The organism is Lentilactobacillus kribbianus (assembly GCF_013184075.1).
Lineage (GTDB): Bacteria > Bacillota > Bacilli > Lactobacillales > Lactobacillaceae > Lentilactobacillus > Lentilactobacillus kribbianus.
This window is the reverse complement of sequence record NZ_JABEQQ010000001.1, coordinates 766,472-792,928: the sequence shown is the minus strand read 5'-3', so window position 1 is coordinate 792,928 and position 26,457 is coordinate 766,472. Positions and strand designations below refer to the sequence as shown.

Here is a 26,457-nt window from a genome sequence, read left to right as displayed (position 1 = left end):
TATGTAATTAAAATCATTATATTATAAATAATAATAACATAAAATTTTAGTTATTAAAACAACACAAAAAAGAGACCCTCTCACATCGAGACGGTCTCTTTTATTTTCATCAATTTAATTAGTCAAGCTTAGTCTTTGATACTACGTTCAACTTGTCATCAAAGTCGTAAACTACGGGTTCACCAGTAGCCATTTCAAGGTTGATGATGTCTTCATCAGAAATGCCTTCGATGTACTTGCTTAAGGCACGAAGTGAGTTACCGTGGGCTGCGATGATAACGTTTTTGCCATCTAATAACTTAGGAGCAATTTCGTCTTCCCATAGTGGCATAACTCGTTCCAAAGTAACCTTAAGGTTTTCACCACCAGGAACGATGTGTGGATCAAGGTTAGCGTAACGACGATCGTTAGCTGCTGAGCCTTCATCATCAGCGCTCAAAAGTGGAGGCAATACATCGTAAGAACGACGCCAAATATGAACTTGGTCTTCACCGAACTTTTCAGCGGCTTCTTTTTTGTTTTGGCCTTGCAAAGCGCCATAATGACGTTCGTTCAAACGCCAAGTTTTAGTTTCTGGGATCCAGAGTTGGTCTGAACCTTCAAGTGCATAATGCAAAGTCTTGATAGCCCGAGTCAATACTGAAGTGTAGGCAAAGTCAAATTCAATGCCAGCTTCTTTGATAAGCTTACCAGCGTTTTGAGCTTGCTTAACTCCTTCTTCACTAAGGTCAACATCAACCCAACCGGTAAATTGGTTAGAAAGGTTCCATTCACTTTGTCCGTGACGAATCAATACTAATTTTGCCATGATTATTACCCCTTTTCAATTTCTCTTAATCACCTTATTTTACATCATTTGGTGAGACAATTCAGCCTTTTTATTTAGGAATATCGTCAGTAATCCCCTTAGTAGGACTCTGACCGGTCGTTTGCACTCCGGTAATATCTAAGAAGAACGTAAATATGGGCACCCCACAAATCAAGCCCCAAGTACCAAAGAAGTGTTCGGCTACAAGTAATACCACAAAGGTATAAAAGATGGGCAAGTTAGTTCGAGATGACATGAATTTAGGGTTCAAAACATAGGCCTCTAATGTATGCACCGCTAAAATCATCAACCAGATATATAAAACATCGGTAAAACCGCCCACCGAGTATGCCACCAATGATAGCGGAATGAGGGAAATGATCACTCCGGCTACCGGCACCAAACTCAAAATAAAAATCATGATGGATAAAACAGCCAGTTCAGGTAAGTGCATAAAATACATCACAATCGTGGTAATAACCGTGTTCACAATGGCGATGAAAAATTGGGCTTCAATCACTACCCCAAAGCTACCCACAAATTTCTTACCAAAGAAATAAATATCACTGAAGAACCAACTAATATCACTAGTTAAAAATTCCTTGGAAAAATCAGCCATTGTTTTTTGTTCAATAGCATAAAAGAAACTCAAGATCAAAGATAAGAATAAGGTTAATCCCATCGCACCCACGCTGGTAACGTAGTGCCACACAATCGAGACCCCATTTTGAACTTGATCCATCAAATGAGCTTTTTGAATGGCATAATTAATCCACCCCATCGTTTTACCATCTGGTAAATTTTTCGGATTGGAATAAAAAGTAACCATATCCTTAGTAGAACTGATAGTTTGATCCAACAATTGTGGTAAATAATCGGTAATGGTAATAAACAAACCAACTAAAATCAAAACGTATACCACTACCACCACCAAGGTCCGGGGAATGGGGGTCTTGCTACTAACCAAGTTAGATAATTTAACCACAATTAAGGTAAAAATAAAGGTTAACAAGATCATACTCATCATACCTTTAAATGCCACCAAAATCGCAATGATAAGCGCCAAAACAACTATGCGCCTCAACTGAACGTTATTAATAAATTTTTCCCAAATACTCACAGTGCCCTCCGTACTGATTTTTTAAAAACCGTTATTTTTAGCATATTCTTGTAATGACTGATGGTTTTGAGCAGCGCCTTTAATAGCATTTCGAATATCTTGATCACTCATAGCATCAGCATCCATCCCGGCACTCTTAAATAAGTTACGGGCATCAGTAATTTGGCTATCAGTAATTGTTTTACCATTAACTTCTTTATCTGACTGTGACACGGTGTATTCATTTTTACCCTTATAATTATCAGCCGCTTTATTTTCTGCCGGCGTCAAGGTTGTGTCACTATTGGCCTTAGGAGTATCGGTAGAACTAGAACTGTCGGATTCACTATTGTTAGTGGCTGGATCAGTTGGCCGTGTTGTTGGTTGCTCTGGCTTGGAATCCTTTTTAGGTTCAATTAATTTAGTACCATTTAACACTGCCACATTGGAATTGTGAAGTTGTTGAGCCTTTTTAACAATATCCTTATAATATTTTTGCTTAGTGGTTGGACTAGTTAATATCAAGTCTAAAGTTTCATTAGAGGTCGTATATTTACCTTCTTTAGACTGTTTTTTAGCTGTCTTGTAAATATCGTTAAAGCCTTTGCGATTACTAATCACTGACTTCAATAATTTAACCTTTTTTTGCGCTCTTTGGGTCAAAGTTTTTTGCCCATTTTTCATGTTAGCGGCCCGCTTATAGTGAATTTGGGCTGCTTGATAATTAGCCCCACCAAAACGACTTTCGGCGGTAGCAAAATTTTGAGTTTGTTTTAGGTAGCGGGTTGCCTTGGGATCATTTGCTTTTTTCATCAATGCATCTTGAAAAGCCACTTCGGCTTCACTATAGTTTTTATCGGCAATCTCTGAATTACCACGTTGCATTGCTTCTGCATATAATTGCATTTCTTTATTGTGCCGCGCGTAAGAATAGCCCCCCACTGATACGCCAATAATAACGGCAAGTACTAACCAAATCCATTTTTTCAAGGTAACGACCTCCTTATTAGTTTCAATATCGCCTAATTATAACATCATCAAGGATATACATCTAACAACTAACACAGTTAATTCGCTTAAAAAAATGAGCCAAAAGAGTTATAATACAGAGTGTTCATTATTTAGAGAAAGAAGGATATATTTGATGTTGGAGAAAAAATTTTATCGAGCTTTTTTCAAAAATGGTTTTAATATTCCCATCAGGGTCACCTACTGGGATAACAAAACTGAAATCTATGGCGAAGGTACTCCGCAAATATCCATTACTTTTCATAAAGAAGTTCCGATCCGCTCAATTGTTAAGAACGCTTCGATTGCTTTAGGGGAAGCATACATGGATGGCACCATTGAAGTTGATGGTAGCCTAGAAGATTTACTCACTTCAGCATACGATACTGCTGGTAGTTTCTTTCACAATAAGAAATTTATTCACTACCTACCAAAAATTTCACATGATGAAGCTGAAAGTAAAAAGGATATTCAAGAACACTACGACATTGGTAATGACTTTTACCGCTTGTGGTTAGATGACACAATGACCTATTCTTGTGCTTACTTTGAAACACCCAAAGATGATCTTAAAACTGCGCAACTTAATAAAGTTCATCACATTTTAAAGAAATTAAATCCACAGGCTGGCCGAACTTTTCTAGATATCGGTTGTGGCTGGGGTACTTTAATGCTCACGGCTGCCGAAGAATACCATTTGAAGGTTACCGGCATTACTTTGAGCCAAGAACAATACGACTATGTCCACGATCAAATCAGAGACCGGGGCTTACAAGATGTGGCTACGGTCAAATTAGTGGATTACCGCGAACTAGGTGACGTCCAATTCGACTACATCACTTCTGTCGGCATGTTTGAACACGTTGGCAAAGAAAACCTAGGTGAATACTTCAAATGTGTTGCTAACTACCTCACAGACGACGGTGTGGCTCTTATTCATGGGATTACTCGTCAACAAGGTGGGGCTACTAACGGTTGGTTAAACAAATGGATTTTCCCTGGTGGTTATGTTCCCGGCCTAGTAGAGAACATTAGTCATATTGAAGAAAACGGTTTGCAGATTTATGACTTAGAATCACTTCGCCGACACTATCAACGAACCACAGAAATGTGGGATGAAAACTTCAATCAAGTTCGGCCACAAGTTGCTGAAATGTTTGATGAACAATTTGTGCGCATGTGGGATTTATACCTGCAAGCCTGCGCAGCTTCATTTAAATCAGGTAACATCGATGTTATGCAATATTTGATTTCTAAAGGGGCCTCTGGGCGCGACTTACCAATGACTCGTGAATATATGTATAAATAAAAAAGATTCCCAATATCATTAAGATATTGGGAATCTTTTAGTTTTAGTGCTTATTTTTCATCAGGTAAAGTATCCAATACTCGTTGGGCCACTACTGGGTCACTTGGGTATGGCGTATCAACACCGTTAATCTTTTGGTATTTATCTTCACCCTTACCAGCAATTACCACTAAATCATCGTTAGTAGCCATCTTAATGGCGGCAGCAATCGCTTCTTCACGATCAATCACAATATGAGTTTGAACCTTATTATGATCAATGTGACTATCGATTTCTTTAGCAATATCTTCTGGATCTTCATGACCAGGATCGTCCGCCGTCAAAAAGGCAATATCTGCATAGTCATTTAAGGCTTGTGCGAAACCTTCACGGCGATCTTCACCCTTATCACCAGTACTACCGAGAACAGCGATGATTCGCTTATCAGTGAATTGAGAACTTAAGAAGTTCATCAAAGCATTCATACTACCCCAATCATGAGCATAATCAATATAGATTGTTCCATGATTTTTAGAGGTAATAAACTGCATTCGACCAGGTACAGTAGTATTAGCTAAACCGTAGTGAATATCTTCAGAAGCTGCGCCCGCCAAAGTGGCTGCAATAATGGCCGCCGTAGAGTTGGCCTCATTGAAATCACCAGGAAGAGAAACAGCGTAATCATCAGCTAAATCACCTACGATTGGGTTTTCATGACCAGGTAAGATAGAGAAGACACTATCAGTTAAGGTCATCTCTTTACTAACAATGGTGTAGTCTGATTTTTCACGATCAGTACCATAAGTGATGATGTGATCAGGTGCAGAAGAAACCTTAGCAGCTGATAAAACATCTTCAAAATTGTTAGTATCTGAGCAAATCACGTTGAAATCAGAATTAAGCATCAATTGTTGCTTGCAGAAGAGATAGTTAGCATAACTAGTATGTTCATTAACCCCGATATGATCAGGAGTAATATCTAAAAAGATGCCGACATTAAACTTTAAGCCGTAAACTCGGTTTAACAAGTAAGCTTGAGAAGCTACTTCCATCACCAAATATTTCATACCATTATCGACTGTTTCCCGCATTTCCTTAAATAAATCCAAGGATTCAGCAGTAGTCAAATGTGCTTTGAATTGGTCAGTTGGCTTGGGTCCAACAATTCGATCAATCGTTGAAAACATTGCCGCTTTACCAGGAAAAGCATGGGCCAAAATATTTCTGGTTAGGTAAGTTGTCGTAGTCTTTCCCTTTGTACCAGTAATTCCAACAATGAATAAGTGGTTTTGTGGAAAGTCGAAAAAGAGCTGAGCTGCCAATGACATCGCTTTTCGAATATCGGAAACAATAATACCGGGTACGGCTACATCGTACTCTTTTTCAGCTAAGTAAGCTGTGGCACCATTTTTAATAGCAGCATCTAAGTATTCCGGTTTAAAAGTTTTCCCTTTACAAATAAAGAGTCCATTAGCGGTCATTTGTCGAGAATCGTACTCCAATGAGTCAAAGCTCATGGAAGCAACGTCACCCGAACTAACAACTAAATTGTGTTCTTCTAAAAGAGTTAATAGTTCATCAGCCTTCATTCAATCAAGCTCCCTTTCTTTAAGATGTCGTTTATTCGTTAGGACGCATCGTTGGGAATAAGATAACGTCACGAATTGATGGTGCATCAGTAAGGAGCATTGTCAAACGATCAATTCCGATACCCAATCCGCCTGTAGGTGGCATACCATATTCCATAGCTTCTAGGTAATCTTCATCAATACCGTGCGCTTCTTCGTTACCAGCAGCACGCTCAGCATCTTGAGCTTCAAAACGTTGACGTTGATCAATTGGATCGTTTAATTCAGTAAAGGCATTACCGTATTCATTACCATTAATGTAAAGTTCGAAACGATCAGTGAAACGACCATCTTCGGCATTCTTCTTAGCTAATGGTGAAATTTCAACTGGATGACCATAAATGAAAGTTGGTTGGATTAATGTGTCTTCAACCTTGTCTTCAAAGAAAGCATTAATAATGTGACCAATTGTCCAGTAATCTTCATAGGCAACATGATTTTCGTCAGCAAGGGCACGCGCTTCTTCAATAGTCATGTGCTTCCAGAAGTCAATTCCAGTGGCTTCTTTAACAGCGTCAACCATGTGAAGACGACGGAATGGTGATTCAAGATCAATAGCCTTACCTTGATAAGTAATGTGGCCATCACCATTTACCTTGTGTGCTGCATGACGGAAGATATTTTCAGTTAAGTCCATTACGTCGTTGTAGTCAGTATAAGCAGTATATACTTCGACCATGTTGAATTCAGGGTTATGCTTAGTATCAATTCCTTCGTTTCGGAAATCCTTACCTAGTTCATAAACCTTTTCAAAACCACCAACGATTAAACGCTTGAGGTATAATTCGGTTGCGATTCGAAGATACAAAGGAATATCCAAAGCATTTGAGCTAGTAATAAATGGACGGGCTTCAGCACCACCAGATTGTGTTGCTAAAACGGGAGTATCAACTTCGATGTATCCTTGACCGTCAAGATATTCACGGATAGCCTTCTTAACTAACGTAACCTTCTTGAAACGTTCGAAGCTATCGCGGTTAGCAATTAAGTCTAAGTAACGCTTTCTGTAAATAGCTTCTTTGTTAGTCAAACCATGATATTTGTCAGGAAGTGGACGTAAAGCTTTTGACAAGAATTCAAGGTGTGTAATGCGGATAGTTAATTCGCCTGAGTCGGTTTTAATAACGTATCCTTCTACCCCGATGAAATCACCTAAATCAAGTGACTTCCATAAGTCATATTCTTCTTCTCCAAGTTCATCTTGACGAGCATAAATTTGAATTGTTGCGGATCTATCCATCAAATCCAAGAAGCCGGCTTTACCGCTTCCACGTTTAGCAACAACACGTCCTGCAATAGCTACTGAGTGTTTATTTTCAGCTAACTCTTCTTTAGTTTGTTTATCATACTTTTCGACGATTTCTTCATTTTCGTTGGTGCGATCAAAACGGTGGCCAAATGGTGCAATTCCTTCTTTAGATAATTTGTCCATCTTTTCACGTCGAATTTGCATTTGATCATTTAAGTCAGCTGAGCTATTTTCGTTCTTATTACCCATGTTGTTGCCTCCTAATAAATATTTTGATTCAAACTATTAATCTAATTTAAATCTAATATAAATTTAATCGTTTTTTACTAATTTAGCAACCCATTAACCCTAAAAAATTAAATTTTTTTCTGATAATGACGAACGTAGCATGATTTAAGCACAAAAAAACACTCCCAGATTATATCTGAGAGTGTTTCTCATTTTACAAAGTAGAGATTAGAAAGTTTCTAATCTTTGCTCATTGGCATACCATTATCATCTTTGTTGTATTTGTAAGCAATGAAACCGTAGAAAGTCCAGCCGGCAAAGGCTACAAGTGAACCTAATACCATGGCTTCGCTACCACTTGAGTACATTGAGTACAAGCTGTAGAAACCAGCAACAACAGCGATAAAGTTAGCAAGTGCAAAACCTTTTGATCCTTTACGCAAGCCAGCAGCCATTTGAATGGTCTTAACTGAAGCCATTGAAAGAACGTAAGGTACCAAGTTGGTAACAACAGCCAAGTTAACAAGAACGTTAAATTGAGAGTTCAAGTCAGGGCTGATAGTCATCAATGAAAGAATTAATTGAACGATCATCAAGATGGTCATACCAACTACTGGAGCTTCACGCTTGGTAACCTTCTTAAATACTGAAGGGAAGTAACCTTCCATTGCTGAACTACGGAAAACTTCAGCAACAGTAAATTGCCAACCAAGAAGTGAACCAACACAGGCCAAGGCCATCAAGATCATAACAATCTTACCAACTAATGGAGTAAACATAGTTGCGAAAACAAGACCGAATGGAGCACTTGATGTAACTAAGTCTTTGTTGTTAACGATTCCGGCCATAACGTTGGTAGAAAGGATGTAGACAATACCTGCACCAATCGTACCACCTAAAACGGCGATAGGAACGTTCTTTTGTGGATTTTCAACAGCGTCAGAGTTGGCAGCTGCTGATTCCAAACCTAAGAATGCCCACAAAGTAATAGGAATTGATTCACTAATACCTTTGAAGATACCCATGTGGTGTGGATTCCATGAAGATGCATACATGTGAGGGCTGAACCAGAACCATCCAATGATTGAAAGAACGGCAACTGGTAGGATAACACCCCAAACAGTAACAGTACCGATGTTACCAGTGATCCGAGGACCCCAGAAGTTAGCAACAGTAGTAATAACGATAAGAATCATTAACCACATTGTAACTTGGATTGGTTTCAAAGTAACACCGAAGACAACTTGACCATAACCAACGGCAGAAACACCGATGGCAACGTTCGCAATAACTAATGAAATTGCGTACGTAAAGTTGGCCATGAAACTACCATCTTTACCGAATGCATATTCAGCATAACCACCCATACCACTTGAGGTGTTCTTACTGAACATACCTGCGCGGGCAAAACTGTACGCTAAACATAGCGCACCAGTTAAAGTAACCAGCCATGAAAGAACTGACATGGTACCAACTTGGGCAAGTTTTGATGGCAACATAATGATACCTGAGCCAAGCATGTTAACCGCAGTGATGATGGTTAACTGCATAACGCTCATTTTTTTCTTTTCAGCCATAATAAACCTTCCACTCTAATACTAGATTTGTTTGTTATTTTTTGTTAATAACTGATTCGTCTTTCAAAACATAACCGTAGGCCTTAACAGTACCATCTGGTTGTGGTTCGTTGTAGACACCTTGGATTTCTGGTGAGAAACCAGGGAAGTTATTAATACCATCTTGCAAGATCAAGAAGTACTTTTGTACACTCTCAGTCCAACGTTCACCTGGAGCAATAACAAAGATTCCAGGAGGATAAGGTAAACCACCTTCCAATGCGACACGACCAACAATTTCAGCCAATGGAACTAATTCCGCATTGTTACGGATCAATTCTTTATCAGCGTCAAATGGAGTCATTGCCATTTCTGGAAGAGTGTCTTCCATGAATAATTCACGTTGGAAAGTCTTTGCATCAGCATGCTTGTAGAAGTCATGCATTTCTTGGCAAAGTTGACGAATAGTGTAGCCCTTGTAACGAGCAGCATTTTCGTTGTAGATAGCTGGCAATACATCTTGCAATGGAGCATCAGCATCAACTAACTTTTCAAAGTTCAAAATCATGTTAACAAGGTTATCTAACTTGGTTTGCGTTTCTGCAGGAGTAAGTAGGAACAAGATTGAGTTCAAATCACTCTTTTCAGGAACGATACCGTGTTCACGTAGGTAACTTGAAAGGATGGTTGCAGGAACACCAAAGTCTTGGTATTCACCAGTTTCCATGTCGATACCAGGGGTCTTGAACATAACCTTCAATGGATCAACAAAGTATTGGTTGTCTGCGTAGCCTTCAAATGAGTGCCACTTTTCACCCTTCTTGAAACGCCAGTAATCAAGATTATCAGCCATTTCATCGGTGTCACCATCTTGCCACTTCTTACCATTAACTACAGGTGGGATAAATGGAGTAAACATTGATGATTCGTTCATCATACGCTTACGAGCATTGATACCCAACTTAACGGTATTCTTCCACATTTCGGCACCAGCAGGGCCTTCCATCAAGTAAGCATTCACGTCAAGTGAAGCGTACATTGGGTAGAATGGAGAAGTTGAAGTGAACTTCATGTAAGCATTATTAAAGCGCTTGTGAGTGATGTAACGATCTTGGCCCTTAATATGCTTATCTTTCTTATGAATTTGTGATCCTTGTGATAAAGCAGCCATTTGCTTGTGAACTGATTGGGTAACGAAGATACCTGGATCTTCTGGTCCCAAGTCAAGCATCAATGGTGAGCTTGGTTCCATCATTGGGATGAATTGTTCATAACCTACCCAAGCTGAATCAAATTGGATGTAATCACAAAGTTTACCAATGCGATCAACAACTTGACGAGCGTTGTAGATTGAACCATCGTAAGTACCCAATTCGATAATAGCTAAACGGAATGGACGTTCTTCATCAGCACGTTCTGGAGCTACCTTGCGGATTTGTTCACGGATGTGTTCTTCATTGAAGACAGAATCACTAATACCACCAATAAATCCAAATGGGTTACGTTCAGTTTGTAGGTATACAGGAATACCACCAGCATCTTCTAATGCTGAGATATAACTTGACTTGTGGTTGTTACGATCAAACAATACAAGATCACCAGGTGCAACTGTTGCAGAAGTAACAATTGAGTTAGATGTTGAAGTACCGTTCATAACAAAGTAAGTCTTATCAGCGTTAAACACTTTAGCAGCGTGTTGTTCAGCTGACAAAGGTGCACCGTCATGAGTCAATAAGTCCCCAACGGAAACGTCAGAACTGCTCAAGTCAGATCTGAACAAGTTTTCACCATAAAAGTCTACAAGCCAACGACCAGCAGGGTGACGTTTGAAGAATTTACCAGCGTGGTGACCTGGAGTAGTAAAACTCAAGTTACCTTCTTCAGCATATTCTTGTAAATGGCCGAAGAATGGTGGCATCATTTTCTTTTCGTAAGCCTTTGCTGCGGCTTCAATTTCACCATCATACATGTTGGCGTATTTAGAATCGCCATCGATGAAGTGATATACATTGGCACGAACAGCTGGGTCAAGATTGACAGAGTTGTCAGTAACCATAAATACAGGGATACCAAAATAAGTGTCAGCAACCTTTTGCACAAGGTCTGCTTCATTTTCAGTCAATACGACTGCAGCAACATCAGTAAAGTCTGAATCTTGTGATGCGTCCACAACATTACGAGTTGTTTTGAAGTAGTTACGTGCTTCTTGGGAGCTAGCGATACTTAGTAGTTCCATTATTTACCTCCATAAAAATGTATTAAACAATTAAAATCACAAATTCTAATTGACAATTAACAAGTATACAACGTTTTTAATTATTTGTCTTCTTTTTCTGGATCATAAACATAACCGTAAGCAACGGTCTTGCCATTTTCGTTTTCGAAGTAGACACCTTGGATTTCTGGAGCGAAGCCAGGGAAGCGATTAATACTTTCTTCAAGAATCATGAAGTAAGTTTGAGCAGTCTTAGACCACTTTTCACCTGGAACAACACAGAAGATTCCTGGAGGGTATGGTAAAGCACCTTCCACAGCGATTCGACCTTCGATTTGACTCAATGGAACAAGTTCAACGTTGTTCTTAAGAAGTTCAACGTTGGCATCGTATGCTGACATACCTTGTTCTGGTAAGTAATCAGTTAAGAACATCTTCTTTTGATATTCTTTGGCATTGTTTGACTTGTAGAAGTCATGAACTTCTTGGCAAAGTTGACGAATTGTGTAACCTTGGTAACGTTCTTGGTTCTTAGCGTAAAGGTTAGGCAATACTTGTGAAAGTGGAGCGTCATTTTTAACAAGAGTTTCAAAGTTAACAATTTGAGTAACCAAGTTGTTCATCTTGGCAGGTGTTTCAGCAGGAGTCATCAAGAATAAGATTGAGTTCAAGTCATTCTTTTCTGGGATAATTCCGTGTTCACGCAAGTAGTTAGCTAAGATAACAGCTGGAATACCAAAGTCTTCATATTCACCAGTTTCCACGTCAATACCAGGAGTAGTTAACATGAACTTGTTAGGATCAACGAAGTATTGGTTATCTTCATAGCCTTCAAAGCCATGCCACTTAGCACCCTTTTCAAACTTCCAGTAATCAATATCGTTGGCGATTTCTTCAGTGTCGCCTTCTTCCCAAGGCTTGCCGTGAACCATTGGTGGCAAGAATGGTTTGATCATGGTAGCATTCTTAATCAAGTTCTTACGAGCATTGATAGTAGTTACCAAAGTATCGTGCCATAACTTCTTACCAGCTTCGCCTTCTTGCATACTTGCATTAACATCAAGTGATGAGAACAATGCATAGAATGGTGAAGTTGATGAGAACTTCATGTAAGCATTATTGAAACGTTTGTGGTCGATGTAACGTTTTTGACCTTTAATATGCTTATCTTTTTTGTGGATTTGTGATGATTGTGAGAAACCAGCTTGTTGTTTATGAGTTGATTGGGTAACAAAGATACCTGGATCTTCTGGTCCCAAGTCAAGCAATAATGGTGATGAATCTTTCATCATAGGAATGAATTGTTCATAACCAACCCAAGCTGAGTCAAACAAGATGTAATCACAAAGATGACCAATTCGTTCCACAACTTGTTTAGCGTTATAAATAGTACCATCATAAGTACCTAATTGAATAACAGCTAAACGAATTGGACGTTCTGCCTTAGCTTTTTCAGGATCAACTTTAGCGATTTTTTCACGAATTGAAGCTTCATCAAAGTCTTTTGAGTAGATACCACCGATGAAACCGTAAGCATCACGTGAAGTTTCCAAGTAAATTGGAACACCACCAGATTGAACTAATGCTGAGTTATAAACTGATTTGTGGTTGTTACGGTCAAATAATACTAAGTCGCCAGGAGCAACAGCTGAAGTAACAGTAATGTTATTTGAAGTAGTAGTACCATTCATAACGAAGTAAGTCTTATCAGCGTTGAAGACCTTAGCAGCGTGCTTTTCAGCATCCATTGCAGGACCTTCATGAATCAAAAGATCACCAAGATCTACGTCGGCATTACAAATATCTGAACGGAAGATATTTTCGCCAAAGAAATCATAGAATTCACGACCAGCTGGATGTTTACTAAAGTAAGCACCGCCTTGGTGTCCTGGACAATCAAATTGAATATTTCCGCGTTCAACATATGACTTCAAAGCCTTGAAGAATGGAGGTAATACACCATCTTGGTACTTCTTAGCATTTGATTCGATTTCACGATCGACCAATTGACGATCAATGGAACGATCTGCATCAATAATATGGAAGATTTTTGCCATCATATCAGCATCAATCTTTGAGCTATCTTCACTAACTACGAAAACTGGAATGTTAAACTTAGTGTCGTAAGCCTTATCAATAATTGCTTTGTCACTATCCATTACTACAACTGCAGCAACGTCAACGAAATCTGTATTGTTAGCATCAACAATTTCCCGAGTAGTATCGAAATATTCCCGTGCTGAGTCAGTTGAAGCAATCTTTAATTCCGAATTCTGATATTTGCGAGAATCATCAGTTTGTGGAGTTAAAGCATCTGTACTTGTGCTGTCCATAATAAAAGCCTCCTGAAAACATTATTTTTGTGGTACACCGTACATCTACTAATCTAAACTATTATGGCGCCTAAATCAAGAGATTTTTTAAGCGTTTTCATTTGCATATGATAAAATACCGCACAAGTTGATCTATCAGCACCGTAGAACCTATTTAAAGGCATAAATTCGCTTTCAGAAAAATTAATATTTAAACATTTTATAGCTAGTATGTGATTATTTTATCAAGGCCATAAAATCAATTGGTATAGCCTTTTACTTTGCCAAAATAGCATTTTTATATTATACAAAAATAATTCATATATTATTTTAAAATTATTAAACAAAATTAATCCACAAAAAAACCAGCCATCATTGGCTGGTTTTCGTATTTAAATTATAATACCATCGTTAAAATAAAGACGGCTGCTAACCCTGACAATACCGAGATGGTCATTGAACGAGTCCAATAAGCAATCGCAATCACCAATACTGCCGCAATAATTTGGGGAATGCGGTCACCCATTGAAAAAGCATAGCTTTCATTAATGAAAATATCCTTCACTACCAATGCCGTAAACAACGAAACTGGCACATATTTCATCCATTCGTTGAACCAAGTGGGAATTTTACGAGTGCGGAAAAATAGCAATGGTAAAAAACGTGGTAAAAAGGCGACGGCAAAGCACGCCAAAATTAACCATACATGTTGCATCGTATTCCATTTCATTAAATAATACCCCTACTCTTCATTAATATCTACATCGTCGCTTTCTTCTACTGGCGATCCGGCTGGATTCTTCATCGGATGAATCAAGCTACTATTAGGATTATACTTACGAATAGTTGCTTCAATTAAGAAACCAATGAATGAGGCTACCAGTGTAGAAATCACCAATCCTAACGTGGACTTAGTCAACACTAGGAAAAAGATTGCTAAAAATGCGGATAGGATACAAATAAAAATCAGTAACCATTCTTTTAACTGCATCACAATCATATATAAGAAGAGTGCGGTTAACGCAAAATGCACTACCGTCAAATCAATATGAACTGCTTTGCCAATTAAACTACCTACTAAGTTACTTACGGTCCAAAATAGTAAGGTCATATGCTCAACTTTTAAAGCATCGTCGGGCGTAAATTTTTTATCAGTTGAAAATTTCAAATAGTTCAACGCATAGTTTTCATCGTTCATCGAGGCGGCAAACAACGCCGTAAACCCTAATGATCTACCATGCAAATACTTAGATAAACTGGCTCCCAAAAGAGCGTAACGCAACTCCAGGAAAAATAACATCAAAACAATTGAATACATTGGCGAATTGGTTGCCAACAATGAGGCAATCAAAAATTGGGCACCTCCGGAAAACACCATCACGGACACTAATAACGTTGTCCAAAAGTTGAATCCAGAAGCATTTAATAAAATACCACATGCCAGTCCAATCGGAATATAACTTAAATCAACCGGCATCGAAACATCTAAGATTCGACGCCAAACCGGCATGTCCTTTGTATCCACTACTTTGTTAGCCAAAAGGAATCCTCCATCTAATTAAAGCCTATCTGATTCTAAAATAAGTTCACTATCAATTATATGTGAAACCACTGAAATAATAAACACTTTTTCCCAGCAAAATCTCTTAAAAGCTCTCCGTTATTTTTCGCCAAAACGCTTCCAATACATTCAGCTTGGTAACTGAGCGGTTTGATATAACAGGTAGTTGTGCATCAGAATTGTCTAAATATTTAACCGGTTTTTGCTTCACAAGCAAATTAACGGTCCCAACTTTTTGATTGGCTTCAATCGGTGCGGCGATTTGTTTTTTATTATTAGCTAGCTTAAGCCGCCCACTAATTGCACTCGTGGTAGCCGTTTGATCAATCCACACCTGAGTTTTATTAACCAATTGAGCTTTTACAAATCGCTGCTTTCCATTAACTACAGCAACCCGACTAGCATGTTTAACTAGCGAATTAGCTGCAAGAGTCACCGGTTTCATATTTTGATAAACGTATTTCATTATCTTAGCCGTTTGCTGATAACGGGCCGGGTCATCACCAGATTTATTGCTAGCATGCAAAATAACCGTCACAATCCGATGATGATCTTTATTAGCGGTTCCGACAAAAGAACCACCAGCCGCATCAGATGTCCCCGACTTCAGTCCATCCACCAATAATTTAGGCTCCGCTTCTTCTTGGCCCTTTAATAGCTTATTATGCCCTGGATAACTATCACCATGAAATTTTAAATTAGCTTGGGAACTAATCTTAGTAATTCCCGGAAATTGTTTAATTAAAGCCACAGCAACGGTAGCCACATTCGCCGCACTCATTTGGTTTTCAGCATTTTTAGCCACTTGGGGTAACTTAAGCGAGCCTGCTTGTTGATTTGTGATGCCAGCTGCGTTGTACAACTGCGCGTGTTTAATTCCTAATTGTTGCGCCGTTTGTTGCATTTTCTTTTGAAATTTAACCGGTGAACCAGCTACTTGATTGCCTAACGCAATGGCGGCCGCATTCGCCGAAGCCACCATGGTCGCATTCATCAATTCGCTGACTGAGTAAGACTGGCCCTCATTTAGGGGCACATTGGTTAATTCACTAGCCGTACTCAAACGAGCAATTGCCGGTGAGATTTTAATACGATCAGACCACTTTAACTTACCAGCTTCAATTTGTTGATGAACTATGTAAACCGTCAATAGCTTAGAAATCGAAGCGATGGGCAGTGTTTGTTGCTCGTTTTTTTGGTATAAAATTTGCCCCGTTTGGCTATCAACTGCAATCGCCGCTTTCGCCGCTACGTCCGGTTGTGAAGCCGCCTGACTAACAATGGGTAAACTCAGTAAAAAGGTCATTGCTAAACCGCTCAGCAATAACCAATGTTTACTTTTTTTCATTTGAATCCTCCGTGTGCTTTGGCGTTTTTTTAGCATTCGGGTTGGTAATTTTATCAGTTCGTCGAACCGGTAAATGAATTGCAAACGTTGTTGCCTCATCATCAGATGACACTTCAATATAGCCACCATGCAGTTGGACGATGCTAAGCGCAATGGCCAGACCTAAACCAGCCCCGCCAGTATCGATATTTCGGGAACCTTCAACTCGATAAAAACGTTCAAAAATTTTATTTAGAGATTCTTCGGGAATTTTAGGACCATCATCACTGACCTCAACGACTACTTCATGTTGATCAATCACTTGGGATCGTAAGAAGATGTTTTTACCACCTTCACCATATTTAATAGCGTTAGAAATCAGGTTGTTAAAAACTCGTCCTAACTTTTCAGCGTCTGCTTGAATATAAAAAGGTTCATCGGCCCCAATGGCGCTAATTTCTAAACCATGTTTATTGGCTTCTAGTTCAAAACTGGCTACCAATTGTTCTAGCATTTGATTAACATCTAAGCGGTTAAACGATAATTGAGTCCCCCCAGTTTGTTGCACCTTGGTGTACTCAAATAAATTATCCACTAATGATTTCATCTGCTTGGCTTTAAGATAAGCAATTCCCGTATATTTCAGCAAGTCCTCTTCGCTATGGTATTGTTTGTCCTCAATCAAACCTAAATAACCAATAATGGAAGTCAACGGTGTGCGTAAATCATGACTAACGTTAGTAATTAACTCATCTTTGGAGTGTTCAATAGCCCGTTCTTCATCCATCGAATCAATCACACTATCAACTAACGCATTGATGCTTTGAATCACACTCTCGGTATTCCCGCTTAAATGAAAATCAATGCGGTGATCCAAATGACCATTGGCAATGTAATGTAGTTCATTGATAATATGGCGCAATTCAATTTGGTGATAACGCCGAATTAATCGCCAGTACAAAATAAACACATCAAAGATGGCCATGAAAGTCACAAAGACGTTCTCCCAACTCCATAGCCGGTAATTACCAATGACAATCGAACGCTTAATAATAAAAATTCCTTCACGTAAGCCGGGATTAGCATATAGTGCCTGATTGATTAAAACCACAACGGCCAAATTTAATAATAATAGCAAAACCACCGTGACGATGGCTTCCAGAATCAATCCGGTTTTTTCACGGCCTGTTAACTTCACAAAAAACTACCTCTTTCTAATGTGATTCGATTTTGTAACCAACGCCCCAAACCGTTTGAATCACTTTTTCGCCATTAGTGGCTTCTTCAATTTTATCTCGTAAATGGCTAACGTGAACCATTACTGTTTTAGCGGATACGATACTTTCTTGCCGCCAAACTCGTTCGAAAATTTCGTCAGCAGAAAAGACCCGGTTAGGATGGCTAGCGAGTAAGTACAAAATTCCAAATTCTAAGGCCGTCAATTGAATTGGCGTCCCAGTGATGGTTTTAACTTCATGAGAATCTTTGTTAATGGTAAGTGGGCCAATGTCTAACACGTCAGGGGTATCATCGGTCACATGTTCTTCTGCTCGACGAAGAAGTGACTTAACCCGAGCCATAACTTCTAGTGGATTAAATGGCTTAGTAACGTAATCATCAGCTCCACTAATTAAGCCTTGAATCTTGTCCATGTCTTCTGTTTTAGCAGACAACACAATGATTGGAATTTGAGAATCCTTACGAACTTCCTTAATAACTTCAATACCATTCATTTTTGGCATCATAATATCTAAAATCATTAAGCCAATGTCTGATTCTGTTCGTAGCTTAGTGAGTGCTTCTTCACCACTGTAAGCTGAAACTGGTTCGTAGCCTTCATTTCGAATATAAATTTCTAATAATTGAGCGATTTCTTTGTCATCATCAACAACTAAAATTTTCATATTAATAACCCCATATAATCTCTTATAATTTTGGTTTAGCAATTTCTACATTAATTTTACACTTTTCCGATTATACTACCAACTGTATGCTCTTAAGCTTAACTAAAACTAAAGTACAATAAAACCCCCACTAACCATTTTAATGAGGGTTTTTGTTTAATGATTAGAGTAATTAGGGGCGTCTTTCGTAATTTGGACGTCATGTGGATGTGACTCTAACAAGCCTGCGTTAGAAATCTCAACAAACTGAGCGTTGTCGTTTAAGGTAGCGATGTTCTTGCAACCCGTGTAGCCCATCCCCGAACGTAAGCCACCAACCATTTGAAAGACAATATCATTAACCGAACCTTTGTATTCGATTTGACCTTCGATGCCTTCTGGCACTAACTTATTGGCTTCGTTAACTCCACTTTGGAAATAACGATCTTTAGAGCCATGAGCCTGTTCCATCGCAGCCATACTCCCCATACCTCGGTAAGTTTTAAATTTACGACCATTTTGTTCGTAAACTTCACCGGGAGCTTCGCTAGTTCCCGCCAACATACTACCAAGCATTACGGCATTACCACCAGCAGCTAAGGCCTTTACAATATCACCGGAGTACTTGATACCACCGTCCGCAATGATCGGCTTGCCCCATTTACGTGCTACAGCGGCACTATCATAAATCGCCGTTAGTTGTGGCACACCGACACCAGCGACAACTCGAGTGGTACAAATAGAACCCGGACCGATTCCTACCTTAACCACGTCCACGCCGGCAGCAAACAAGGCATCAGTACCTTCGCCAGTAGCAACGTTACCAGCAATTAAAGTAACCGCTGGAAATTGTTCTCTAATTTCAGCAATTTTTCGCAACACCCCAGCAGAATGACCATGGGCCGTGTCAATCACAATGGCATCCGTCCCCGCATCGATTAAAGCTTGAGCGCGATCAAAAGTATCGGAAGTAACTCCTACCGCAGCTGCTACTACTAAGCGGCCCTTAGCGTCAACAGCAGCATCTTCACCGGCAGAAGCTGCCTTTACCAGCGCTACTTCTTTAGCTTGTGCCTCAATACTTAAATTTTTATGAATTACGCCAAGACCACCTAATTGAGCCATTGCAATAGCCATACCAGATTCAGTAACTGTGTCCATTCCGGCACTAATAAAGGGTACCTTTAGCTTTAAGTTACTTGCTAAATGAGTGCTTAAATCAACTTCATTAGGTAATACATCACTAGCGGCTGGAACTAATAAAACATCGTCAAAAGTATAGCCCTTCTTTTGAAATTTAGTTTCCCATTTTCCCATAATATGAACCTCCATAGTTTATCAAGTTTTGGATACAAAAATGGATTGGCACCTGGCCAACCCCATTTAATTGTTAACAGCTTAAAATAGTGTACTTCTAACATTAAAGCGACTGCGGACGAACCACATTAATCCAAATGAAAGCACGCCTAATCCAATATAAACGTTAGCGTCTAAGATTGGGTTTAATCCACGTGGGATCATAGCAGCGAGGTAGAAGGCTTCCATCCATAATAAGAAGATTCCAGCTACAAATAAAATGCGAATCCAAACGTTATATTTATGTTTAACGTTTGGAGCAAACATATCGCTGACAAATGGAATCGTTAACGCAGCAACGGCTGAACTGATGAAGATACCAGTGATACCCATAGCGGCGTTAGCGTTATTCTTACTGATGTAGTGAGTAATTCCATACAACAGTGAAAAGATCATCAAGAACATGAAGAAGTTATATAAGACGTTAGGCCAGTAATCCGGACCAATCAATTGGCCTTCTTTACGTGGTGGGTGGACGGTCGTTTCGATTTTTTCATCAACCGTTCCCCACAAATTTCGAGCCGTCTTTCCTGACTTTTGGCCTTCTTTTAATTCATTTAACATCGTGTCCATAGTGTTGGTGCGCACTTCATCTGACAAGTTAGTCTTTGAAAGTGCTTGACTAAACCGATACATATAATCAGCGTTACGCTTGGTCAAACCAATGTTATCAAAGCGACGCCGTCCTTCTTTGGCACTGTGATTGCGATCTTGGTGAACGTTTGCGTTACGCTTTTGGTTTGCGTTTGCGTTGCGTTTTGGTTGTTCTTCACTCACAATAATGGGCTCCTTTTATTAAACGTTAAATCTAAATTCGACAATGTCGCCATCTTCCATGACGTATTCTTTACCTTCGGAACGTAACTTACCAGCTTCTTTAACAGCAGTTGGAGTTTCTAATTGATCCAAGTCATCAAATGACATTACTTCAGCGCGGATAAAGCCCCGTTCAAAGTCGGAATGAATAATACCGGCAGCTTGTGGTGCCTTAGTACCATCTCTAAAGGTCCAGGCTTTGGTTTCTTTACCACCAGCGGTGAAGAAGGTTTTTAACCCCAATAATTGGTATGAGGCACGGATTAAACGATTCAATCCGGGTTCTTCCACCCCTTCGGCTTCCAAGAAATCAGCTTTATCAGCATCATCTAATTGAGCAATTTCTTCTTCAGCTTCGGCCGCTACAGCGATGACTTGTGCCCCTTCTTTTCCCGCATATTCCTTGATTTCATCAAAGTACTTCGAGTTTTCAGGATCAGCCATATCATCTTCGGCAATGTTAGCTACGTACAACACAGGCTTAGAAGTCAAAAGAAATAGTCCCTTAACAATCTTTTGTTCATCTTCATCAAATGCAATTGTCCGAACAGCGCCACCTGCTTCTAATACCGGTTGAATTTTTTCTAGGACACTTAATTCTTCCTTAGCTTCCTTATCGTTACCCTTAGCAGCTCGCTGAACTTTAGCTAGGCGTTTCTCAACAGCTTCTAAGTCAGCCATGCCTAGTTCTAAATTAATCGTTTCAATATCTTCGATTGGATCGATTTTACCAGAAACGTGAGTGATATTATCATCGTCAAATGCTCGAACCACGTGAACAATGGCGTCTACTTGGCGAATATTTTCTAAGAACTTATTTCCCAATCCTTCACCTTTGCTGGCACCTTTAACGATTCCGGCAATATCGGTAAATTCAAAAGTAGTTGGAACCACTTTATCAGCGGGGATTAGTTCTTGAATACGGTCGAGGCGGGCATCGGGAACTTCTACCATCCCGACGTTTGGATCAATCGTGGCAAACGGGTAGTTCGCCATTTCGGCTCCCGCTTTAGTAATAGCGTTAAATAACGTTGACTTGCCGACGTTTGGTAAGCCAACAATTCCTGCAGTAAGTGACATTATCAGGTCCTCTTTCCGTTAATCTGTAGCTTTTTCTAAAATCTTTTTGAGTTTCTTTTCAAACTCGCGTCTAGAGAGCATTACAATATGCTGACAACCAGTACATTGAATCTTAATATCGGCGCCTAAGCGAATAATTTCCCAGCGGTTCACACCACAAGGATGAGGCTTTTTCATTTCCACAATATCATGAATTTCGTACATTTTTAACCCTCCTAGTCTAAATCAACGTCCAGAAGTGCCAAAATTCGATTGAGGTCGTCTACTGACATGTAGTTAATCTCAATTTTGCCCTGACCTTTTTTGCGTCCAGTTGTCTTAATAGCGACTTGAGTACCAAATTTGTCTTGCAATTGACTTTCTGAAGCCTTTACAAACGGTGATTTACGTACTGGTGTGTGATCAACCGTTTTTTTAACGCCGTTGAGACGATTAGCTTCTTGTTCCAATTGTCGCACGGTCATTTTTTCTTTGGCAGCCTTCTTGGCTAATTCCACCATTTTACGCTTATCCTTTACGGATAACACGGTTCTGGCCTGTCCCATAGAAATTTCACCATCTTGAAGCATATCCTTAACCTCAGTTGGTAATCCTAGAATGCGCAAATAATTGGCAATATATGGGCGACTCTTCCCTAACCGATTAGCAACCTGAGCCTGAGTTAAATCCAAGCGGGTCATTAAGGTATCGTAGGCTTCGGCTTCTTCCAACGGGGTTAAATCCTCTCGTTGTAAGTTTTCCAATACGGCAATTTCCATCATTTCTTCTTCGGTAGCGGGACGAATGATGGCAGGGATCGTGGCCAATTCAGCCATTCTAGAAGCTCGTAGTCGTCTCTCTCCAGTTAATAATTGATAGGACTCAATGCCGGGCTTAGGTTGTCTCACAATAATTGGCTGAAAGACCCCCGAGTTCTTAATGGAAGTGGCCAGGTCTTTTAAGGCTTGTTCATCGAACTTATGCCGGGGTTGATACGGATTAGGCACAATATTTTCAACTGCTACCTCCACCACGGTTTCCTTACTGGTATCGACTGCATTATCAGCAAATAATGCTTCAATACCACGACCTAACCCACCGTTTTTTTTCTTATTCTCCATGAGCAGCTAGCACCTCTTTGGCTAAATCTAAATAAAACTGAGCTCCCTTAGATTTGGGATCGTAATCAATAATTGGTAATCCGTAACTAGGTGCTTCTGAGAGCTTAACGTTACGGGGGATAACAGTATCATAAACGTCATCCTTAAAGTACTTACGGACTTCTTCGTTAACCTGTGCCCCTAAATTAGTCCGGGCATCAAACATGGTTAATAAGACTCCTTCAATTTTTAGGTCCGGGTTGAAATGCTTGCGAACCAACGCAATCGTGTTTAATAACTGACTTAATCCCTCTAAAGCATAATACTCGCTTTGAACCGGAATTAAAATCGAATCACTAGCGGTAAAAGCATTAATCGTAATCAATCCTAACGATGGTGGGCAATCAATTAATACAAAATCATAATCACCTTGCACCGGTGTTAGAGCTTGTTTCAGTCGAGTTTCTCGTGCCATTTGGGGCGTTAACTCGATTTCGGCGCCTGATAATTGAATCGTTGCTGGGACAATGTCTAAGCCTTCATGAGCTGTTTGCATAATTGTGTCAGCTAAAGCTTCTTCATTCAATAAAACATCGTAAATATCATTTTGAATATCAGCTTTAGAAATTCCAACACCACTAGTTGCATTGCCTTGTGCATCCGCATCAATTAATAATACTTTCTTACCAAGAGTTGCCAAGTCAGCCCCTAAATTGACGGCGGTAGTAGTTTTACCAACACCACCCTTTTGGTTAGCTAACGCAATTACTTTGGTCATTTCGGCGCCTCCTTTCCGTTATTCAATCGGTTCTTTTGCTGGGGTTCCTGGTTTACGAGGATATTTTTTAGGCGTATTTTTAATTTTATTAATCACCACAATGTGACGTTCATCATTTGATTGAGGTAATTTAAATTCATAATCCGCTTCTAAAACACCACCCATGGTTTGGATGGCTTTAGCACCAGCGGCTAGTTCATCATTGGTTTTAGCGGCTTTTAAGGCAATCATTTTACCGCCCACTTTAACCATTGGTAAACATAGTTCTACCAAAACACTCATTCGAGCCACCGCACGAGCGGTAACAATATCAAACTGGCCTCGTGCCGTTTTATCTTGACCAAACTCCTCGGCGCGGGCATGCACTAAATGCACCCCGGTCAAGCCCAATTGAGCAACCAATTCTTTTAAGAAATTGATGCGCTTGTTAAGTGAGTCCACAATGGTCACTTCCAACTCTGGAAACACAATTTTAAGTGGAATTGATGGAAAGCCAGCACCAGCGCCAACGTCACATAAATGCCAGTGCGTGTCTCTTAGACCGGCAATAAAAAAAGCAGGCGTCAAAGAATCATAAAAATGTTTAAGATAGACTGCCGGCTCTTCTGTAATCGTCGTAAGATTCACATGTTCGTTAGTTTGAACTAGCAATTCAAAATATTGTTTAAATTGCGTTAGTTGTTTGTCAGTTAGTTGAATTTGCTGTTTAGCAAGTTCAGCTTTAAATTCTTCAATATTCATGACATTTTGTCTCCCTGAAAGTGTGAAACAAACCTGTTTCACGTCTTATTATACTTTAACGTAAAATCACTGGTATGACAACCGGGCGAGCGTGATTTTCGGCCGTAATTATTGGATTTTTTGTGCAAATAAAAAGCCCCGATTGTTATTGAACAATCAGGACCATTTTATTAATCAGCAATCTTGCTAATTTCTTCTAAGAACCATTTGTTAAATGCAGCAGCGTCAATATCAACCGCTACCTTGGTGTTAATTTTACCATCGTGATAAGCACCACGAATATCACCAACAGTTTCACCAATGGCAGGACCATCAGTTACCACGTCGACCCACATATCTTCTGTCTTGATAGCTTCTGGGTGAAGCAAGTAGAAGATGGTGTTAACGTCGTGCATGGCACTACCGGCTTCGCTCTTGTCACCATCGTTAGAAATAATATCATGAAGCATCTTACCAGTTCGATTCATGTTTTCTAACTTAGCTAATGAATCAGGAGTTAATAAAGCCTTCATAGTAATATCCAAACCAATCATTACAATTGGAATCCCGGCATTGTAAACAATCTTAGCAGCATCAGGATCAGTAAAGACGTTAAACTCAGCGGCACTAGTCATATTACCCTTACCTAGCGCACCACCCATGGCAACAATACGTTCAATGTTGTCCTTAACTTCTGGGTATTGGCTAAATAATAAAGCAATATTAGTGTATGAACCGGTTGGTACCAAAGTGATTTTTTCATCACTTTCCATAATGTATTTCCGTAAAGCTTCTACCGCAGTCATATCAAGGGGCTTAGGTAGATCTTCTGGGAAATCATAACCAGGCATACCAGATTCACCGTGAATGCGAGCAGCATCTTCAAATTCCTTGATTAATGGTTGTTGGGCACCAGCCGCAACTGGTACATCAGCGTTAAAGAAACGCACGATTTTTTGAGCGTTTTTGGTAGTTTTATCTACCGTAACGTTACCAGCCACCGTAGTTACCAGCTTCAAATCAATTTCAGGGTCATTAATTGCCATTGTTAACGCAGCAGCATCATCAATTCCTGGGTCAGTATCCATAATCACTTTAATAGTCATTGTAAATTACCTCTTCAATTAAATTATAGTAATGCACTCAACACTAAATCCAACAAAAACAGACCACCTAACACGTAGGTTGGAACGGTTAGGTCTTTAGCCTTTCCAGTTGCAATCTTTAGTACTGGATAAGCTACAAATCCAAATGCTAAACCAGTAGAAATACTGGTCGTAAATGGAATTAACACAACGATCAAAAACGCTGGGAACCATTCAGCCAAATCATCCATATTAATTCGCGCCAGTGATTCCATCATAATGGCACCCGTAATAATGATAACTGGGGCAATGGCTGCTTGTGGTACGTAGGTCAATAGTGGAATAAAGAACAGCGATACCGCAAATAATAAACCAGCAACCAAAGCCATGATCCCGGTCCGACCACCACTCTCAATACCAGAAGCACTTTCAGCGGCTGCAACCGTAGGACTAGTTCCCAAAACCCCTGAGATGAAGCTGGTCACCGAACTAGCTTGAAACGAACGTTTAAACTTATTCGGGTTCGGTAAGATGCCTTCCAACAGTCCCATTGACTCAAATACTAAAATCATCGTCATAGAAAAGATGGCTAGCAGTACCGGAATACTCAGGATGTCACTAAAATCACCTTTAGCAATAATTTGGTGGTATTTACTAAAATCACTTAACTTAACATTGGGAGCCGCTTGATCTTTGATCTTAAAAATCACCCCAATAATGGAAGTAATAAAAATACCAATGAAAAAGCCGCCGGTCACGTTACGTAAGAACAAAATCAGCGTCAGTACTAAGCCAAATAAAGCTAATAACGTGGCTGGTTGTGCTAAATTACCAACAGCCAAAATCGAATTAGTACCACGCTGAATTAACTGAGCCTTTTCTAATCCAATTTCAACTAAGAATAACCCGATACCGGCTGTAATTCCCGCCTTGAGAGTTTCTGGAATCCCCTCAGCCAAAATTTGGCTAAGCTTAGTAAATGCCACCAACGCATAAATAGCGCTCGCCACCATCGAAATGGCAATAGCTATTGGCCATTTAAGTCCCATTCCCACAACCACGGTATACGTGAAAAAGGCGTTAACTCCCATTCCGGGAGTCAAAATCACAGGAGCATTAGCCCACAGTCCCATAATCAAGCAACCAATAACTGAGGAAATAATAGTAGCAAAGACACTTAAATCGGTGGGGATACCAGCATCTTTTAGAATAATAGGATTAACAATAATAATATATGAAATCGCAAAGAAGCCTGTAATACCAGCAATAATTTCTTGCTTTAAAACCTGTTTATCCTTCAATGCGTCTAGAAGAGGTAGCTGATTAGCTACCTCTTCTTCACGAGTTACTTTACTCAAAAATAAAACCTAACTTTCTGAAA

At 39.7% G+C, this 26,457-nt stretch carries 23 protein-coding genes; 1 reads left to right on the top strand and 22 read right to left on the bottom strand.

What is annotated here, in order from left to right; genetic code table 11:
- Positions 1 to 118: 118 nt before the first annotated feature.
- The 3 genes from HII32_RS03995 to HII32_RS03985 form a co-directional block, all read right to left on the bottom strand.
- Entirely contained in the window at positions 119 to 808 is a 690-nt protein-coding gene (locus HII32_RS03995) for a 2,3-diphosphoglycerate-dependent phosphoglycerate mutase (RefSeq protein WP_172188523.1), read from the bottom strand.
- 70 nt (positions 809 to 878) lie between these two features.
- Positions 879 to 1,928: an AI-2E family transporter gene (locus tag HII32_RS03990; RefSeq protein ID WP_172188521.1), complete on the bottom strand. Its 1,050-nt coding sequence runs from the start codon at positions 1,926 to 1,928 to the stop codon at positions 879 to 881.
- A 21-nt stretch (positions 1,929 to 1,949) separates the two neighbouring features.
- Positions 1,950 to 2,897: a hypothetical protein gene (locus tag HII32_RS03985; RefSeq protein WP_172188519.1), complete on the bottom strand. Its 948-nt coding sequence runs from the start codon at positions 2,895 to 2,897 to the stop codon at positions 1,950 to 1,952.
- A 154-nt stretch (positions 2,898 to 3,051) separates the two neighbouring features.
- Between HII32_RS03985 and HII32_RS03980 the strand changes: the two genes are divergently transcribed.
- Positions 3,052 to 4,224 carry an SAM-dependent methyltransferase gene (locus HII32_RS03980; protein WP_172188517.1) on the top strand — a complete coding sequence of 391 codons (1,173 nt, stop codon included), beginning with the start codon at positions 3,052 to 3,054 and terminating at the stop codon, positions 4,222 to 4,224.
- 50 nt (positions 4,225 to 4,274) lie between these two features.
- Here the strand turns inward: HII32_RS03980 and HII32_RS03975 are convergent, their stop codons facing one another.
- The 19 genes from HII32_RS03975 to HII32_RS03885 form a co-directional block, all read right to left on the bottom strand.
- Complete coding sequence (locus HII32_RS03975; RefSeq protein ID WP_172188515.1) at positions 4,275 to 5,792, bottom strand: UDP-N-acetylmuramoyl-L-alanyl-D-glutamate--2,6-diaminopimelate ligase; 1,518 nt, start codon at positions 5,790 to 5,792, stop codon at positions 4,275 to 4,277.
- Between the two features lie 31 nt (positions 5,793 to 5,823).
- Positions 5,824 to 7,329, bottom strand: coding sequence for a lysine--tRNA ligase (gene lysS / locus HII32_RS03970; RefSeq protein ID WP_172188513.1), 1,506 nt, complete (start codon positions 7,327 to 7,329; stop codon positions 5,824 to 5,826).
- A 218-nt stretch (positions 7,330 to 7,547) separates the two neighbouring features.
- Positions 7,548 to 8,885, bottom strand: coding sequence for a putrescine-ornithine antiporter (gene potE / locus HII32_RS03965; RefSeq protein ID WP_172188511.1), 1,338 nt, complete (start codon positions 8,883 to 8,885; stop codon positions 7,548 to 7,550).
- A 34-nt stretch (positions 8,886 to 8,919) separates the two neighbouring features.
- The gene (speC, locus tag HII32_RS03960) at positions 8,920 to 11,100 is read right to left on the bottom strand and encodes an ornithine decarboxylase (protein WP_172188509.1); all 2,181 of its coding nucleotides are present in this window, start codon (positions 11,098 to 11,100) and stop codon (positions 8,920 to 8,922) included.
- A gap of 80 nt (positions 11,101 to 11,180) precedes the next feature.
- Positions 11,181 to 13,412, bottom strand: a complete 2,232-nt coding sequence (gene speC, locus HII32_RS03955; RefSeq protein WP_172188507.1) for an ornithine decarboxylase — start codon at positions 13,410 to 13,412, stop codon at positions 11,181 to 11,183.
- Between the two features lie 376 nt (positions 13,413 to 13,788).
- Positions 13,789 to 14,121 carry an AzlD domain-containing protein gene (locus HII32_RS03950; protein ID WP_172188505.1) on the bottom strand — a complete coding sequence of 111 codons (333 nt, stop codon included), beginning with the start codon at positions 14,119 to 14,121 and terminating at the stop codon, positions 13,789 to 13,791.
- Positions 14,122 to 14,133: 12 nt separating this feature from the next.
- Positions 14,134 to 14,901, bottom strand: coding sequence for an AzlC family ABC transporter permease (locus HII32_RS03945; RefSeq protein ID WP_172188799.1), 768 nt, complete (start codon positions 14,899 to 14,901; stop codon positions 14,134 to 14,136).
- A gap of 136 nt (positions 14,902 to 15,037) precedes the next feature.
- On the bottom strand, positions 15,038 to 16,300 hold the full coding sequence (locus HII32_RS03940; RefSeq protein ID WP_172188503.1) for a D-alanyl-D-alanine carboxypeptidase family protein: 1,263 nt from the start codon (positions 16,298 to 16,300) through the stop codon (positions 15,038 to 15,040).
- Positions 16,287 to 17,477: an ATP-binding protein gene (locus HII32_RS03935; RefSeq protein ID WP_172188501.1), complete on the bottom strand. Its 1,191-nt coding sequence runs from the start codon at positions 17,475 to 17,477 to the stop codon at positions 16,287 to 16,289. Before HII32_RS03935 ends, HII32_RS03940 begins: the two co-directional genes overlap by 14 nt.
- 16 nt (positions 17,478 to 17,493) lie before the next feature.
- Positions 17,494 to 18,183, bottom strand: a complete 690-nt coding sequence (gene croR / locus HII32_RS03930) for a response regulator transcription factor CroR (RefSeq protein ID WP_172188499.1) — start codon at positions 18,181 to 18,183, stop codon at positions 17,494 to 17,496.
- Between the two features lie 156 nt (positions 18,184 to 18,339).
- Positions 18,340 to 19,479: an IMP dehydrogenase gene (guaB, locus tag HII32_RS03925; protein WP_172188497.1), complete on the bottom strand. Its 1,140-nt coding sequence runs from the start codon at positions 19,477 to 19,479 to the stop codon at positions 18,340 to 18,342.
- 81 nt (positions 19,480 to 19,560) lie between these two features.
- Positions 19,561 to 20,295, bottom strand: a complete 735-nt coding sequence (locus tag HII32_RS03920) for a DUF1129 family protein (RefSeq protein WP_343034647.1) — start codon at positions 20,293 to 20,295, stop codon at positions 19,561 to 19,563.
- 18 nt (positions 20,296 to 20,313) lie between these two features.
- On the bottom strand, positions 20,314 to 21,414 hold the full coding sequence (ychF, locus tag HII32_RS03915) for a redox-regulated ATPase YchF (protein ID WP_172188495.1): 1,101 nt from the start codon (positions 21,412 to 21,414) through the stop codon (positions 20,314 to 20,316).
- 18 nt (positions 21,415 to 21,432) lie between these two features.
- Entirely contained in the window at positions 21,433 to 21,618 is a 186-nt protein-coding gene (locus HII32_RS03910; protein WP_172188493.1) for a DUF951 domain-containing protein, read from the bottom strand.
- A gap of 11 nt (positions 21,619 to 21,629) precedes the next feature.
- Positions 21,630 to 22,514: a ParB/RepB/Spo0J family partition protein gene (locus HII32_RS03905; protein ID WP_172188491.1), complete on the bottom strand. Its 885-nt coding sequence runs from the start codon at positions 22,512 to 22,514 to the stop codon at positions 21,630 to 21,632.
- Positions 22,504 to 23,271: a ParA family protein gene (locus HII32_RS03900; RefSeq protein WP_172188489.1), complete on the bottom strand. Its 768-nt coding sequence runs from the start codon at positions 23,269 to 23,271 to the stop codon at positions 22,504 to 22,506. The genes HII32_RS03905 and HII32_RS03900 overlap by 11 nt, the downstream gene beginning before the upstream one ends.
- Positions 23,272 to 23,289: 18 nt before the next feature.
- A complete protein-coding gene (rsmG, locus tag HII32_RS03895; protein ID WP_172188487.1) occupies positions 23,290 to 24,012 on the bottom strand; it encodes a 16S rRNA (guanine(527)-N(7))-methyltransferase RsmG in 723 nt (240 codons plus the stop codon).
- A 170-nt stretch (positions 24,013 to 24,182) separates the two neighbouring features.
- Positions 24,183 to 25,097, bottom strand: coding sequence for a ribonucleoside hydrolase RihC (gene rihC / locus HII32_RS03890; protein WP_172188485.1), 915 nt, complete (start codon positions 25,095 to 25,097; stop codon positions 24,183 to 24,185).
- Between the two features lie 23 nt (positions 25,098 to 25,120).
- The gene (locus HII32_RS03885) at positions 25,121 to 26,434 is read right to left on the bottom strand and encodes an NCS2 family permease (RefSeq protein WP_216655626.1); all 1,314 of its coding nucleotides are present in this window, start codon (positions 26,432 to 26,434) and stop codon (positions 25,121 to 25,123) included.
- Positions 26,435 to 26,457: the final 23 nt, after the last annotated feature.

Coding starts and splice junctions, on each gene's coding strand:
- HII32_RS03995 (WP_172188523.1), bottom strand. CDS start 808: ATGGCAAAATTAGTATTGATTCGTCACGGACAAAGTGAATGGAACCTT.
- HII32_RS03980 (WP_172188517.1), top strand. CDS start 3,052: ATGTTGGAGAAAAAATTTTATCGAGCTTTTTTCAAAAATGGTTTTAAT.
- HII32_RS03975 (WP_172188515.1), bottom strand. CDS start 5,792: ATGAAGGCTGATGAACTATTAACTCTTTTAGAAGAACACAATTTAGTT.
- lysS (WP_172188513.1), bottom strand. CDS start 7,329: ATGGGTAATAAGAACGAAAATAGCTCAGCTGACTTAAATGATCAAATG.
- potE (WP_172188511.1), bottom strand. CDS start 8,885: ATGGCTGAAAAGAAAAAAATGAGCGTTATGCAGTTAACCATCATCACT.
- speC (WP_172188509.1), bottom strand. CDS start 11,100: ATGGAACTACTAAGTATCGCTAGCTCCCAAGAAGCACGTAACTACTTC.
- speC (WP_172188507.1), bottom strand. CDS start 13,412: ATGGACAGCACAAGTACAGATGCTTTAACTCCACAAACTGATGATTCT.
- HII32_RS03950 (WP_172188505.1), bottom strand. CDS start 14,121: ATGAAATGGAATACGATGCAACATGTATGGTTAATTTTGGCGTGCTTT.
- HII32_RS03945 (WP_172188799.1), bottom strand. CDS start 14,901: ATGCCGGTTTGGCGTCGAATCTTAGATGTTTCGATGCCGGTTGATTTA.
- HII32_RS03940 (WP_172188503.1), bottom strand. CDS start 16,300: ATGAAAAAAAGTAAACATTGGTTATTGCTGAGCGGTTTAGCAATGACC.
- croR (WP_172188499.1), bottom strand. CDS start 18,183: ATGAAAATTTTAGTTGTTGATGATGACAAAGAAATCGCTCAATTATTA.
- guaB (WP_172188497.1), bottom strand. CDS start 19,479: ATGGGAAAATGGGAAACTAAATTTCAAAAGAAGGGCTATACTTTTGAC.
- ychF (WP_172188495.1), bottom strand. CDS start 21,414: ATGTCACTTACTGCAGGAATTGTTGGCTTACCAAACGTCGGCAAGTCA.
- HII32_RS03910 (WP_172188493.1), bottom strand. CDS start 21,618: ATGTACGAAATTCATGATATTGTGGAAATGAAAAAGCCTCATCCTTGT.
- HII32_RS03905 (WP_172188491.1), bottom strand. CDS start 22,514: ATGGAGAATAAGAAAAAAAACGGTGGGTTAGGTCGTGGTATTGAAGCA.
- HII32_RS03900 (WP_172188489.1), bottom strand. CDS start 23,271: ATGACCAAAGTAATTGCGTTAGCTAACCAAAAGGGTGGTGTTGGTAAA.
- rsmG (WP_172188487.1), bottom strand. CDS start 24,012: ATGAATATTGAAGAATTTAAAGCTGAACTTGCTAAACAGCAAATTCAA.
- rihC (WP_172188485.1), bottom strand. CDS start 25,097: ATGACTATTAAAGTGATTATGGATACTGACCCAGGAATTGATGATGCT.